Below are 14,060 nucleotides of genomic sequence, written 5' to 3' on the forward strand. Positions count from 1 at the left end.
CTCCCCCCATCTATAGTCTCAATATGCCTCGTAGTCTCTGCCAACGCAGAGGCTGCGGGGACTTCTTTCCGTCCGCAACGAGGGTCTGCTCGTGACAACAATTGTAAGCGTACGCCGCAACGGCCAGGTAGTGATCGGTGGCGATGGCCAGGCCACACTGGGCAACACGGTAATGAAGGGCAACGTCAAAAAAGTCCGTCGCCTGTATAACGACAAAGTGATTGCCGGTTTCGCCGGGGGTACGGCTGACGCTTTTACCCTGTTCGAACTGTTCGAGCGCAAGCTGGAGATGCACCAGGGCCATCTGGTGAAAGCGGCCGTTGAGCTGGCGAAAGACTGGCGTACCGACCGCATGCTACGCAAGCTGGAAGCCCTGCTGGCGGTAGCCGATGAGAATGCCTCGCTGATCATCACCGGTAACGGTGACGTAATTCAGCCAGAAAATGATTTGATTGCGATCGGCTCCGGTGGCCCTTATGCCCAGTCGGCCGCCCGCGCGCTGTTGGAAAATACCGAAATGAGCGCCCGCGAAATCGTGGAGAAATCCCTGACCATCGCCGGCGACATCTGTATTTACACCAACCATTGTCACACCATTGAAGAATTGCCTTCCAAAGCGTAAGGATCGAATACCATGTCTGAAATGACCCCGCGCGAGATCGTCAGCGAACTGGACAGCTACATCATCGGCCAAAACAAAGCCAAACGTGCTGTCGCCATTGCCCTGCGCAACCGCTGGCGCCGGATGCAGCTCAACGAGATGCTGCGTCACGAAGTGACCCCAAAAAATATTCTGATGATCGGCCCAACGGGCGTCGGTAAAACCGAGATCGCCCGTCGTCTGGCTAAACTGGCCAACGCTCCCTTCATCAAGGTAGAAGCCACCAAGTTCACCGAAGTGGGCTATGTAGGTAAAGAAGTGGACTCTATCATCCGCGATCTGACCGATGCCGCCGTGAAAATGGTGCGTCTGCAATCGATCGAGAAAAACCGCACCCGTGCGGAAGAGATGGCAGAAGAACGCATTCTCGACGTGCTGATCCCACCGGCCAAGAACAACTGGGGCCAGGCAGAAGAGCAGAATGAACCTTCTGCCGCTCGCCAGGCATTCCGTAAGAAACTGCGTGAAGGTCAGCTGGACGATAAAGAAATCGAAATCGATCTGGCTTCGGCCCCGATGGGCGTGGAAATCATGGCTCCTCCGGGCATGGAAGAGATGACCAACCAGCTGCAATCGATGTTCCAAAACCTCGGTGGGCAGAAGCAGAAACCGCGTAAAGTGAAGATCAAGGAAGCCTTCAAGCTGCTGATCGAAGAAGAAGCGGCCAAGCTGGTAAACCCGGAAGAACTGAAAGAGCAGGCGGTGGAAGCCGTTGAACAGCACGGTATCGTGTTTATCGATGAGATCGACAAAATCTGTAAGCGCAGCGGCCAGAGCTCCGGCCCGGACGTGTCCCGCGAGGGCGTCCAACGCGACCTGCTGCCGTTGGTGGAAGGCTGTACGGTATCAACCAAGCACGGCATGGTAAAAACCGATCACATTCTGTTTATCGCCTCTGGCGCGTTCCAGACGGCCAGCCCTTCCGACCTGATCCCGGAACTGCAAGGCCGTCTGCCAATCCGCGTTGAGCTGCAAGCGCTGACCACGGAAGATTTTGAACGTATCCTGACCGAGCCAAGCGCATCGCTTACCGAGCAGTACAAAGCGTTGATGGCTACCGAAGGCGTCACTATCGATTTCACCGCTGACGGTATCCGCCGCATCGCTGAAGCCGCCTGGCAGGTTAACGAAAGCACCGAAAACATCGGCGCACGTCGTTTGCACACCGTACTGGAGCGTCTGATGGAAGATATTTCGTACGATGCGAGTGAAATTGGCGGCCAATCCATTACAATTGACGCGGAATACGTGCGCAATCATCTGGATGAACTGGTAGCGGATGAAGATCTGAGTCGTTTTATCCTATAATCGCTCTATCACTGTCCTGTCAGTTATCTTTGTGGGAGGCATTGCCTCCCACATTTATTTTTAACGGACACCGTCTTTTGACTTACTGAAGCGAAATATGAGCTCATCAACCACCACCACCCCGGCCAGAGCCTGGCTGGAAAGTTTACGACCACGAACCCTGCCATTGGCCTTTGCCTCCATCGTTGTCGGTTCCGCGATCGCGGCCTGGCAGGGCAGCCTGAAGCCCGGCGTGGCGCTGTTGGCTCTGCTGACCGCAGGTCTGCTGCAGATCCTCTCCAACCTGGCCAATGATTACGGTGATGCGGTAAAAGGCAGCGATAAAGAAGACCGTATCGGTCCGTTGCGCGGCATGCAAAAGGGCATGATCACCCAAAGCCAGATGAAACGGGCCTTGATGCTGACGGTGGTGCTGATCGCCATTTCCGGTTGCTGGCTAATCGCCGTCGCCTGTGAAAAACCTAGCGATGTAGTGGGCTTCCTGGTGCTGGGCGGGCTAGCGATTATCGCGGCCATTACCTATACCGTGGGCACCAAACCTTACGGTTATCTGGGGCTGGGCGATATTTCGGTATTGGTGTTTTTCGGCTGGCTCAGCGTGGCAGGCACCTACTATCTACAGACTCACACTTTCGATAGCGTCGTGATGTTGCCAGCCACCGCCTGTGGCCTGCTCGCGGCGGCGGTGTTGAACATCAATAATCTGCGCGATATCGAAAGTGACCGTGCTAACGGCAAAAATACCCTGGCCGTCCGCCTTGGCCCACAGAATGCGCGCTATTACCACGCAACGCTGCTGATCGCCGCCGTGGTCTGCTTTGCCCTGTTCACCCTACTTAACCTGCACAGCCTGTGGGGCTGGCTGTTTGTGCTGGCCATCCCGTTTCTGTATCGCCACGGTATGCGTGTCCTACGTGACCCTACTGCCGTCGGTATGCGTCCGATGCTGGAACATATGGTCAAGGCCGCCTTGCTCGCCAACGTGCTGTTTGCTATTGGCGTGGTGCTCAGTTAGTTGAGACTTGCGTACCAGAACGCATCCTGGCACTGATGATTTTGCCAACGGGGCGAATAAAGGGATATACTGGTTATTCCAGCGGCAAACAGACGTAAAATCCTATGAAATACGATACTTCCGAACTTTGCGATATCTATCAGGAAGAGGTCAACGTAGTTGAGCCTCTGTTCTCCAACTTTGGCGGGCGTACTTCATTTGGCGGGCAAATCACTACGGTGAAATGCTTCGAGGATAACGGCCTGCTGTTTGAACTGCTCGAAGAAAACGGCCGTGGCCGCGTGTTAGTGATCGACGGCGGCGGCTCGGTACGTCGTGCCCTGATCGACGCGGAGCTGGCCCGTCTGGCGACTCAGAACGAATGGGAAGGCATCGTGGTTTACGGTGCGGTGCGCCAGGTGGATGATCTGGAAGAACTGGACATCGGCATTCAGGCGATGGCAGCGATCCCGGTAGGAGCCACCAGCGAAGCGATAGGCGAAAGTGATATCCGCGTGAATTTTGGCGGTGTGACCTTCTTCTCTGGCGATCATCTGTATGCCGACAACACCGGCATCATCCTTTCTGAAGACCCGCTCGATATCGAGTAACCGCAGAAAATGACAAAGGGCGCCTGAGGCGCCCTTTTCGTTGGTGCTAATGGATCAGACTTCTTCCATTTTACCCAGCAATGCGCGCAGGCGATCTTGCCACACGTGCTGCTCTTCTTTCAGCTGCTGGTTTTCACGGACCAGTGACTCGTGGTTACCCGCAGCGCTCTGAACTTCCTGAGACAGGGAATTGTTTTTCTCTTTCAGCTCTTCAATTTCCATCTGCAACAGCGTGATGGTATCGATCGCCTGCTGAACTTTTGCTTCCAGTTTTTCAAATACTTCAAATGACATTCTTCAGTCCCCTCATGATAGCAAGGCGTACATCCATAAGTAGCGCCGCAACCTTAGCTGCAGCGACTGCGAATATGCTCGCGTAACCAACAGGCCCAGCGCCTGTTTCGATAAAACCTTTCCCGCAATAAAAACGATTGTAAGTAGCCAGCCCCCCAGTGTCTAGCAACATACCGACCCAACGCGCACTCTGTTGCAATTTTCCTACCCTGGCTATCAGCCAAAGCTGAAAGTCACCGCTGCCAAACGGCAGGGTTGTTAACAAATAGAGACAAAATAACTGGTCAGATCACCGTTTTATGGCGCAGAAAGAACACCAAACAACGCGAATTCGCTCAATTTTATGACGAAGTACACACATTTTGATTTCGCTATTTCTCGTTTATGCTCGTTAACGATAAATTTACATCACATCCTCAACCGATAAGAGGACGTGAAGAAAAACTCTGTAGCTCAAGGCCAAAACGCCAACGCGCCAAGCCTAGATAACCTATAACCGTCGTCTGCAGGACAATAATATTATGAGCCAAACCATCAGTCCGACCTTAAAAGGCCAGTGCATCGCTGAATTCCTCGGCACCGGTCTGTTGATTTTCTTTGGCGTAGGCTGTGTGGCAGCGCTGAAACTGGCAGGTGCCAGCTTCGGCCAGTGGGAAATCAGCATCATTTGGGGCCTGGGGGTGGCGATGGCCATCTATCTGACCGCCGCCATTTCCGGTGCTCACCTGAACCCGGCCGTCACGCTCGCGCTGTGGCTGTTCGCCTGCTTTGATGGACGCAAAGTACTCCCTTACATCGTTGCGCAGATTGCGGGTGCCTTTTGCGCGGCAGCACTGGTCTACGGGCTGTATTACAGTCTGTTCTTCGATTTTGAAGCCGCCCACCAGATGGTACGTGGCAGCAACGAAAGCCTCGAATTGGCCGGCATTTTCTCGACGTATCCCAACGCGCATATCTCCGTCGGCCAGGCCTTCCTGGTAGAAACCGTGATCACCGCCATCCTGATGTGCCTGATCCTGGCGCTGACAGACGACGGCAACGGCATTCCACGCGGCCCGCTGGCACCGCTGTTGATCGGTATTCTGATTGCCGTCATCGGTGCCTCTATGGGACCATTAACCGGCTTTGCACTGAACCCGGCGCGTGACTTTGGCCCGAAACTGTTCGCCTACCTGGCGGGCTGGGGCAACGTGGCCTTCACCGGCGCTCGCGACATCCCTTACTTCTTGGTGCCTATCTTCGGCCCTATCGTCGGTGCAGGTTTGGGCGCCTTTGGTTATCGCGCGCTGATCGGTCGCCATCTGCCTTGTGACGTTTGCTTCGAGGAAGAGCAACCCGCCACTAAACCAGAACAACGTAAAGCGTGATTGGCACGGCTTTAAACGGTTAACCACAGTAGGACTCAAAATTATGACAACCGAAAAAAAATACATTGTCGCCCTCGACCAGGGAACCACCAGTTCACGTGCCGTAGTGCTCGATCACGATGCCAATATTGTTGCGGTTTCACAGCGTGAATTTACGCAGATCTACCCGAAGGCCGGCTGGGTAGAGCACGACCCGATGGAAATCTGGTCCTCACAAAGTTCCACCTTGGTCGAAGTGCTGGCCAAGGCCGATATCAGTTCTGACCAAATCGCCGGGATCGGCATTACCAACCAGCGTGAAACCACCATCGTCTGGGAAAAAGAGACCGGTAAACCGATTTATAACGCGATCGTCTGGCAGTGCCGTCGCACCGCCGACATCTGTGAAAAACTCAAGCGTGATGGCCTGGAAGAGTATATCCGCCACAATACCGGCCTGGTGGTTGACCCTTACTTCTCGGGTACCAAGGTCAAATGGATCCTCGACCACGTCGAAGGCGCGCGCGAACGTGCCAAGCGCGGTGAACTGCTGTTTGGTACCGTCGACACCTGGCTGGTGTGGAAGATGACCCAAGGGCGGGTTCACGTGACCGACTACACCAACGCCTCACGTACCATGATGTTCAACATCCATGAGCTGGACTGGGACGATCGGATGCTGGAAGCGCTGGACATCCCGCGCGCCATGCTGCCAGCAGTCCGTCCTTCTTCCGAAGTGTATGGCCAGACCAACATCGGAGGTAAAGGCGGGACGCGTATTCCTATCGCCGGGATCGCCGGTGACCAGCAGGCGGCGCTGTATGGCCAACTCTGCGTCCAGCCGGGTATGGCGAAAAACACCTACGGCACCGGCTGCTTCCTGTTGATGAATACCGGCAAAGAGGCAGTACGCTCCAGCCACGGCTTGCTGACCACCATCGCCTGCGGCCCACGCGGCGAAGTGAACTATGCGCTGGAAGGTGCGGTGTTTATTGGCGGTGCCTCTATCCAGTGGCTGCGCGACGAGCTGAAACTGATCAGCGATGCCGCCGACTCCGAATACTTCGCCACCAAGGTCAAAGACAGCAATGGCGTCTACGTGGTGCCCGCCTTTACCGGCCTAGGTGCCCCCTACTGGGACCCGTATGCCCGTGGCGCCATCTTCGGCCTGACCCGCGGCGTCAACAGCAACCACATCATCCGCGCCACGCTGGAGTCTATCGCCTACCAGACCCGCGACGTACTGGATGCTATGCAGGCCGATGCCAATACCCGTCTGCAATCGCTGCGTGTGGACGGTGGTGCGGTAGCCAACAACTTCCTGATGCAGTTCCAGTCCGATATCCTCGGCACCCGTGTCGAGCGTCCTGAGGTGCGTGAAGTGACGGCGTTGGGCGCGGCCTATCTGGCCGGGCTGGCGATTGGCTACTGGAGCGATCTGGATGAAGTGAAGAGCAAAGCCAACATTGAGCGTGAATTCCGTCCGGGTATCGAAACTACCGAGCGTAATTTCCGTTACAGCGGCTGGAAAAAGGCCGTGGCTCGTGCGCAAGCCTGGGAAGATCACGACTGATTCGTTTTACCCTGCAACAGCGCTGCCTACGGGCAGCGTTTTTTTTGCCTCGCCCTGCCAGCTCCCCCCTGTGGTAAACTTTGCCGATATTTTCTTCCCTTTTCTCACTGACAGGTTTGCCATGAAACGTGAATTAGCCATCGAATTTTCCCGCGTTACCGAAGCCGCCGCACTTGCGGGTTATAAATGGTTGGGACGCGGCGACAAAAACGCCGCCGACGGTGCCGCCGTCAATGCCATGCGCATTATGCTCAACAGGGTGGATATTGATGGCCGGATCGTGATCGGTGAAGGTGAGATTGATGAAGCCCCGATGCTGTATATCGGCGAAAACGTCGGTACCGGGCTGGGCGATGCGGTGGATATTGCCGTCGATCCCATCGAAGGCACACGCATGACCGCAATGGGGCAATCCAATGCGCTGGCGGTCCTGGCGGTAGGCGATCGTGGCACCTTCTTGCACGCTCCTGATATGTACATGGAAAAACTGGTCGTCGGCCCGCAGGCGCGTGGAGTGATCGACCTCAACTTGCCGCTAGCCACCAACCTGAACAACATCGCTGCCTGCCTAGGCAAGCCACTGACGGAGCTAACGGTGATCACGTTGGCTAAACCGCGCCACGATGCGGTGATCGCAGAAATGCAGCAGCTCGGGGTGAAGGTTTTCGCTATTCCCGACGGTGATGTCGCCGCGTCGATCCTGACCTGTATGCCGGAAAGCGAAGTGGATGTGATGTACGGCATCGGTGGCGCACCGGAAGGCGTGATCTCCGCTGCGGTGATCCGTGCGCTGGATGGTGATATGCAAGCCCGCCTGCTGGCTCGCCATCAGGTCAAAGGGGATAACGAAGATAATCGCCGTATTGGCGAGCAGGAGCTGGCCCGCTGTAAAGAAATGGGCATCGAAGCCGGTAAGGTGTTGGTGCTGGATGAAATGGCGCGCAACGATAACGTGATCTTTGCCGCGACCGGCATCACCAAGGGCGATCTGCTGGAAGGCATCACCCGCAAAGGCAATATGGCCACCACCGAAACCCTGTTAATCCGGGGCAAATCGCGCACTATCCGCCGCATCCGTTCGACCCACTATCTGGATCGCAAAGACGCAGCGCTGCACGAATTCCTGCTTTAACGCCTAGGGGCGCAGAGCGCGCCCCGTCTCTATCAGGCAGTATGTCCCTGATGCTGCATACGGCTCGATAGCGGCCACCAACACAGCAAAATCAACAACGCCATGGCAAACATCAGCAAACCAAGGCTGAACTGCCCGGTTTGTGGCAGCATGGCTGACAGCCAGGTTGCCAGGCCAGACCCCATATTCTGCATGCCGCCCACCAGGGCACCCGCCGCCCCGGCCAGATAAGGAAACGGCTCCATCGCACCGGTCGTCGCCAGTGGGAATAGCATCCCGGCACCAAAGAAGAACAACGCTGCAGGCACGATCAGCGTCCAGATATTCATCACCCCGAACCAACCAGGGATCCACATCATCAGCCCGGCCAACAGGCAACTGATCACCGAATGCCACATCAGGCTGTGGAAGGATTTGCCGTCACGCCCGGCATACCAGGCACCAAAGAACGCCGCCGGGATCGGCAAGATAAACAGGATACTGACGGTCAAACCGCTCAGGCCCAACACTCCGCCCATCAACACGCCACAGCTGGCTTCAAAGACGGCGATCCCGGCCAGAGCGCCGATCAACATCACCAGATAGCAGCTGAAGGTGCCGTCCGCCAGCAGTTGGCGGAAGCTGGAAAGCATACGGCGTTTTTCCGTTTGCTGCGGCCGGGTTTCCGGCAACCAACGGAACATGGCAAACGCTACACCGGCGCACAACACCAGCAGGAAGCCATAACAAGCCCGCCAACCAAACATCATCGCCAGTCCCCCGCCAATCACCGGAGCCAACAGCGGGCTGACCAGAATGCCCATATTCAGCAGGCTATTGGCATAACGTAGGGAAGTGCCTGCATACAGATCGCGCGGCATGGTTCTGGCCATCACGCCCGCCACGCCGGTGCCCATACCCTGAACCGCGCTGGCGGCTACCAACATCGATAGGCTGTTGGCCAGCAAAGCGCCCAAGGCACCAAGTAGGAAAATCATCATGCCAGCCAGGATCACCGGGCGGCGGCCAATGCGATCGGAAAGCGGTCCGTAGATCAACTGCGAGAAGCCGTAGGTCAGCAGATAAGCCGCCATAACGCGCTGCACGGAGCCGGAGGGCACCGAGAGATCGCGGGCAATATCGGCGATGATAGGTACATAAATGGTTTGCGCCATCTGACCGACGGCAACCAGCAGGATCAGCATCACCAGCAGGTGGAAGTTCTCAACTTTTCTCATTATCTTCATTAACTTATTCAGTCTTGCGACACTCAACCCCGCCTAATATCCCAGGGGGAACCACAGAGCAGCTTCTCAGCGTCGCATAAGCTAACAAATCTGATTTTTTTAGCGAGTTTCGGGCAAATATAGATCGCCGTCACACTGGCACCTATCGCTACCAGTCTCGTAAATGAAACTGTACGTATCTGTTGTCATAACGGGAAAGAGTTAAAAATGATAAACTTGCATCAGATTAGCTTTAACACTTAATCGATAATTATTTCCATCAACTTGAAATAAGATACCGCCACAGGGATTTGGGTTTTATGAAAACACCAGAGCTGATTTTATTGCAGTTAAAAACCTTGGGTCCTCATTCTGCCAAAATGCTGGCAGAGCGGCTGGAAATCACGCCGATGGGGATCCGCCAGCATCTGCAATCCCTTGAACAACGTGAGCTGGTTTGCTACGAGGAAACGCGCGCCAAAGTAGGCCGCCCGACGCGTTACTGGTCTTTGACCCAACAGGGCCATGCCCAGTTTGCCGACGGACACGATCGGCTTTCGGCGATCCTGCTGGAGTCTGCACATGAGCTGTTCGGTGCCGAAGGCATAGAAAAGCTGATCCGGGCGCGCGAGGATAAACTCTATCACCGGTACGCTGATGAGCTGGCAGAGGAAGAAGACCATCTCAGCAAGCTCAACCGCCTGGTAAACCTACGCCAGCGTGACGGCTATATGGCGGAACTGTTGGAAAGCCCGCAGGGCATGTTGCTGGTGGAAAACCACTGTCCGATCGGCGTGGCGGCCCATACTTGCAGCAACCTGTGCAACTCCGAACTGCAGCTGTTCCATCGCCTGTTTGGTAAAGGCTACCGGATAGAACGTACCGCGCATGCCATCTCCGGCTCACGACATTGTGCTTATTTGATCCGACCACGGGAGCGTTAAAAGTATGGCTGAATGGGTTAATGGCAAAGTGACAGGGGTACAACATTGGACCGATGGCTTGTTCAGCATCACCGTCAATGCCCCGATCGACAGTTTCACCGCCGGGCAGTTTGCCAAGCTATCACTAGAAATAGGCGGCGAGCGCGTTCAGCGCGCCTATTCTTACGTTAATGCCCCCAGCGATCCCAACCTGGAGTTTTATCTGGTCACAGTGCCGGAAGGAAAACTCAGCCCAAGCCTCCATCAGTTGCAGCCCGGAGCGGAGGTGATGGTCACCAAAGAAGCCGCCGGATTCTTTGTGCTCGAAGAAGTGCCAGACTGCGACACCTTGTGGATGTTGGCGACCGGTACCGCCATCGGCCCTTATCTATCGATCCTGCAAGAAGGCAAAGATCTGGAGCGCTTCAACAACCTGGTGCTGGTGCACGCTGCACGATTTGCTCGCGATCTCAGCTACCTGCCGCTGATGCAGCAGCTGCAACAGCGTTTTAACGGCAAACTACGCATTCAAACCGTGGTCAGCCGCGAAGAGGTGGCTGGCTCATTGACCGGGCGCGTTCCTGCTCTGCTGGAAGACGGCCTACTGGAAGCGGCAGTTGGTTTGACCCTGGATGCCGAAACCAGCCATGTGATGCTGTGCGGCAACCCGCAGATGGTGCGAGATACCCAGCAAACGCTGAAAGAGAAGTACCAGATGCGCAAACATCTGCGCCGTAAGCCGGGCCATATCACCAGCGAGCATTACTGGTAGTTCAGCGGAATTTTACCGGTTCGGCCTCTGGCCCGAATCGGTTATCCCCAGGAGTGCCAAGAAAAGCGCCCAGATCGATCGCCATCATCACCACAATCAGCGTTGGAATAAAACGCCCCACGCCCCACTGCCAGACCGGCGCCAACATCTGCCAATTACCTGCCGCCAATATCCACGCCAGGATCAAAAGCAACGCCCACCAACCCTTTTTATTACGATCGTGCAGGCGCTTGACCAGCACCGCCGCCGTTGGCCACAACAGCGCCACAATGCAAAAGGCGATGGTCTGGATCGCCACCACATCGTAGTTGGCCAGCGTGAAAGCCACCGCCATCAGCACCACCCAGACTGCCATCCAGATCCAGAAGTCGCGCCGCCCGATGCGGCCCTTAAAGGAAAAACACCATTGCTGTAAGCTCATCGATTCATGCACTCTTGGCCTGCCCATATTCTGCGCCGCAGTGTAACATAGGCCATACCGGGTTGAGCTAGCCCCGGAAAAACGCAGACCATCGCACCGCCTTGCGTCAGCAAACGACAATCACGCGGAATTTTTGACAATTCCCCCGGGTTATCGTTTTAATCGGAGTCATCTTTGTTACCGATGCCGTATACCATGCTGAAAAAAATCATCGTTATAGCCTGCCTGTGCTCCCCCATCGGCAGTGCCTGGGCCGATCCACCGGATACGCCTACCGAAGCCCCGGCGAACGCCCCCTACTTGCTGGCTGGCGCACCCACCTTCGATCTGACGGTGGTGCAATTTCGCGAAAAATACAACCGCGACAACCCAACGCTGCCGATTGGTGAGTTTCGCGTCGTCCCCTCCAGAGAGGATGACTCTCCTTTGCTGACCCGCGCGGCCAGTAAGATTAACGAAAACCTGTACGCCTCTACCGCGTTGGAAAAGGGCACCGGTAAGATTAAAACCATGCAGCTTACCCATTTGCTGTTGCAGGATGGCGAAGAAAAAGCGGCCAAAGCCATCGCGGTGAACTACATGGCGGCCCTGAGCCGTCAGTTTGAACCGGCACTCACCGTGGAAGAAAGCATTATCAAGGTGAACAACCTGCTGGAAAAAGGCAAAGGCTCCTACTTCTACCAGCAACAGGTCGGGGCAATACGCTATGTGGTGGCAGATAACGGCGATAAGGGGGTAACCTTCGCCGTTGAACCGATTAAGCTAACGCTATCTGAACCCTGATACCCCAGCAATTAATGACAAAAAGCAAAGCCTTTGCACTGATTCATCTCTATACTGTTGGGCAGGTAAACTGCCAGTCCGGCAGTTGTCATTTAGACTCTCGCGTCCCCTTTTTGGAGGAAAACACATGCGTCATCCATTAGTAATGGGTAACTGGAAGCTTAACGGCAGCGTTCATATGGTTAACGAACTGATCGCCGCCTTGCGTAAAGAACTGAGCAGCGTTGACGGTTGTGGCGTTGCCATCGCACCTCCAGTCATGTATCTGGATCTGGCCAAGCACGAGCTGGGTGGCAGCCGCATCGCTCTGGGCGCACAGAACGTCGACATCAACCTGTCTGGCGCCTTCACCGGTGAAGTTTCTGCCACCATGCTCAAAGACGTAGGTGCTGAATACATCATCATCGGCCACTCAGAGCGCCGTACCTATCACAAAGAAACCGACGCAGCGATCGCAGAGAAATTTGCCGTGCTGAAAGCCGCTGGCCTGATCCCAGTGCTGTGCATCGGTGAAACCGAAGCAGAAAACGAAGCGGGTAAAACCGAAGAAGTTTGTGCGCGCCAGATCGACGCCGTGCTGAAAACCCAGGGCGCTGAAGCGTTCAAAGGCACCGTCATCGCTTATGAGCCAGTATGGGCTATCGGTACCGGTAAATCCGCCACCCCAGCGCAAGCTCAGGCAGTGCACAAATTTATCCGTGACCATATCGCCAAGCAAGACGCTGCTGTCGCTGCCGAAGTGATCATCCAGTACGGCGGTTCCGTGAACGATAAGAACGCCGCAGAGCTGTTTGCTCAGCCAGACATCGACGGCGCGCTGGTTGGCGGCGCATCACTGAAAGCTGACGCTTTCGCCGTGATCGTCAAAGCCGCTGCCCAAGCGAAAAAAGCCTGATTTTATCCGGCCTGAAATAACAAAACCCCGGCTTGCCGGGGTTTTTTATGGCCAAAAATTAGCGATCAGCGCTTGCTGATTTCGTCAAAGATCCCGCCAGTGGCAAAGTGCACCTTCTGCGCTTCAGTCCAGCCACCAAAGGTATCATCCACGGTGAACAGCTTCAGTTTTGGGAACTGCTCGGCGAATTTGGCAGCAACGGCTGCATCACGCGGGCGGTAATAGTTGTTGGCCGCAATAGTCTGGCCTTCCGGTGAATACAGATACTTCAGGTAAGCCGTGGCCACATCACGGGTGCCACGCTTATCAACGACCTTATCCACCACCGATACCGTCGGTTCGGCCAGAATGGATTCGCTCGGAGTGATGATTTCAAACTTGTCTTTACCCAGCTCTTTCTCTGCCAGCAAGGCTTCGTTTTCCCAAGCGATCAGCACATCACCGATGCCGCGCTCAACGAAGGTATTGGTTGCACCACGTGCGCCTGAATCCAACACTTCCACATTGCGGTACAGTTCTTTGACGAACTCCTGAGCCTTGGCTTTATCACCACCGTTCTGGTGCAGAGCATAGCCCCAGGCAGCCAGATAATTCCAACGGGCACCGCCAGAGGTTTTCGGGTTCGGTGTAATAACCGATACGCCGGGCTTCACCAGGTCAGCCCAATCATGGATCTGTTTTGGGTTGCCCTTACGCACCAGGAAAACGATGGTCGAAGTGTAAGGTGCTGAGTTGTCTGGCAGGCGCTTGATCCACGCTTTATCAATACGACCACGTTCTGCAATGGCGTCCACGTCGTATGCCAACGCCAGCGTGACCACGTCCGCTTCGATGCCGTTAATCACCGAGGTCGCCTGCTTGCCGGAACCGCCGTGTGACTGACGCACGGTAACCTTATCGCCGGTCTGCTGCTGCCAATACTTACCAAACGCCGTGTTATATTCCTGGTAGAACTCACGCGTTGGATCGTATGAGACGTTCAGCAGTTGAATATCTTTCGCCATGGCACCCGATGCCAACAGCAGTAAAGTCAGACCCACACCCCATTTTTGCATTGCCGTTCCCCCAGAAAATGACGCAACCTCAAACGGTTGATTTAGCATCAAAGCCTGCCAGAAACTTCCCTCACAATTAAAGAATAA

The 14,060-nt window shown here is 55.3% G+C and carries 15 protein-coding genes; 11 read left to right on the forward strand and 4 right to left on the reverse strand.

Annotated features, from left to right (window positions below):
• The first annotated feature begins 91 nt into the window (after positions 1–91).
• The 4 genes from hslV (at position 92) to rraA (ending at position 3,574) form a co-directional block, all read left to right on the forward strand.
• Positions 92–622: an ATP-dependent protease subunit HslV gene (gene hslV / locus WN53_RS07030; RefSeq protein WP_024482875.1), complete on the forward strand. Its 531-nt coding sequence runs from the start codon at positions 92–94 to the stop codon at positions 620–622.
• 12 nt (positions 623–634) lie between these two features.
• Positions 635–1,969 (forward strand): ATP-dependent protease ATPase subunit HslU, encoded by a 1,335-nt coding sequence (gene hslU, locus WN53_RS07035; protein ID WP_024482876.1) that lies wholly within the window; start codon positions 635–637, stop codon positions 1,967–1,969.
• A 97-nt stretch (positions 1,970–2,066) separates the two neighbouring features.
• The gene (locus tag WN53_RS07040; RefSeq protein WP_024482877.1) at positions 2,067–2,984 is read left to right on the forward strand and encodes a 1,4-dihydroxy-2-naphthoate polyprenyltransferase; all 918 of its coding nucleotides are present in this window, start codon (positions 2,067–2,069) and stop codon (positions 2,982–2,984) included.
• Between the two features lie 104 nt (positions 2,985–3,088).
• Positions 3,089–3,574, forward strand: a complete 486-nt coding sequence (gene rraA / locus WN53_RS07045; RefSeq protein WP_021181888.1) for a ribonuclease E activity regulator RraA — start codon at positions 3,089–3,091, stop codon at positions 3,572–3,574.
• A 54-nt stretch (positions 3,575–3,628) separates the two neighbouring features.
• Here the strand turns inward: rraA and zapB are convergent, their stop codons facing one another.
• The gene (zapB, locus tag WN53_RS07050; protein ID WP_021181887.1) at positions 3,629–3,868 is read right to left on the reverse strand and encodes a septal ring assembly protein ZapB; all 240 of its coding nucleotides are present in this window, start codon (positions 3,866–3,868) and stop codon (positions 3,629–3,631) included.
• Between the two features lie 521 nt (positions 3,869–4,389).
• Here zapB and WN53_RS07060 point away from each other — a divergent pair.
• The 3 genes from WN53_RS07060 to glpX all read left to right on the forward strand — a co-directional run bounded on the left by WN53_RS07060 (position 4,390) and on the right by glpX (position 7,919).
• Positions 4,390–5,235 carry an MIP/aquaporin family protein gene (locus WN53_RS07060; RefSeq protein WP_024482879.1) on the forward strand — a complete coding sequence of 282 codons (846 nt, stop codon included), beginning with the start codon at positions 4,390–4,392 and terminating at the stop codon, positions 5,233–5,235.
• Positions 5,236–5,278: 43 nt separating this feature from the next.
• Positions 5,279–6,787: a glycerol kinase GlpK gene (glpK, locus tag WN53_RS07065; protein WP_021181885.1), complete on the forward strand. Its 1,509-nt coding sequence runs from the start codon at positions 5,279–5,281 to the stop codon at positions 6,785–6,787.
• A 121-nt stretch (positions 6,788–6,908) separates the two neighbouring features.
• Entirely contained in the window at positions 6,909–7,919 is a 1,011-nt protein-coding gene (gene glpX / locus WN53_RS07070) for a class II fructose-bisphosphatase (RefSeq protein ID WP_024482881.1), read from the forward strand.
• A gap of 32 nt (positions 7,920–7,951) precedes the next feature.
• Here the strand turns inward: glpX and emrD are convergent, their stop codons facing one another.
• The gene (gene emrD / locus WN53_RS07075; RefSeq protein WP_021807226.1) at positions 7,952–9,136 is read right to left on the reverse strand and encodes a multidrug efflux MFS transporter EmrD; all 1,185 of its coding nucleotides are present in this window, start codon (positions 9,134–9,136) and stop codon (positions 7,952–7,954) included.
• A 308-nt stretch (positions 9,137–9,444) separates the two neighbouring features.
• On the opposite strand from emrD, the gene WN53_RS07080 reads away from it, so the two are divergent.
• Both WN53_RS07080 and fpr read left to right on the forward strand, forming a co-directional pair.
• Positions 9,445–10,068 carry a helix-turn-helix transcriptional regulator gene (locus WN53_RS07080; RefSeq protein ID WP_021807227.1) on the forward strand — a complete coding sequence of 208 codons (624 nt, stop codon included), beginning with the start codon at positions 9,445–9,447 and terminating at the stop codon, positions 10,066–10,068.
• 4 nt (positions 10,069–10,072) lie between these two features.
• Positions 10,073–10,819 (forward strand): ferredoxin--NADP(+) reductase, encoded by a 747-nt coding sequence (gene fpr / locus WN53_RS07085; RefSeq protein WP_024482882.1) that lies wholly within the window; start codon positions 10,073–10,075, stop codon positions 10,817–10,819.
• 1 nt (position 10,820) lies between these two features.
• On the opposite strand, the gene WN53_RS07090 is transcribed toward fpr, so the two are convergent.
• Positions 10,821–11,240 carry a DUF805 domain-containing protein gene (locus WN53_RS07090; RefSeq protein WP_021181880.1) on the reverse strand — a complete coding sequence of 140 codons (420 nt, stop codon included), beginning with the start codon at positions 11,238–11,240 and terminating at the stop codon, positions 10,821–10,823.
• Positions 11,241–11,435: 195 nt separating this feature from the next.
• Here WN53_RS07090 and WN53_RS07095 point away from each other — a divergent pair, with 195 nt between their 5' ends.
• On the forward strand, positions 11,436–12,023 hold the full coding sequence (locus tag WN53_RS07095) for a DUF1454 family protein (RefSeq protein ID WP_024482883.1): 588 nt from the start codon (positions 11,436–11,438) through the stop codon (positions 12,021–12,023).
• Positions 12,024–12,150: 127 nt separating this feature from the next.
• Positions 12,151–12,918: a triose-phosphate isomerase gene (gene tpiA / locus WN53_RS07100; RefSeq protein WP_024482884.1), complete on the forward strand. Its 768-nt coding sequence runs from the start codon at positions 12,151–12,153 to the stop codon at positions 12,916–12,918.
• A gap of 65 nt (positions 12,919–12,983) precedes the next feature.
• Here the strand turns inward: tpiA and WN53_RS07105 are convergent, their stop codons facing one another.
• Positions 12,984–13,973 (reverse strand): sulfate ABC transporter substrate-binding protein, encoded by a 990-nt coding sequence (locus WN53_RS07105; RefSeq protein WP_024482885.1) that lies wholly within the window; start codon positions 13,971–13,973, stop codon positions 12,984–12,986.
• Between the last annotated feature and the right edge of the window lie 87 nt (positions 13,974–14,060).

It is taken from the genome of Serratia fonticola, assembly GCF_001006005.1.
GTDB classification, from domain to species: domain Bacteria; phylum Pseudomonadota; class Gammaproteobacteria; order Enterobacterales; family Enterobacteriaceae; genus Chania; species Chania fonticola.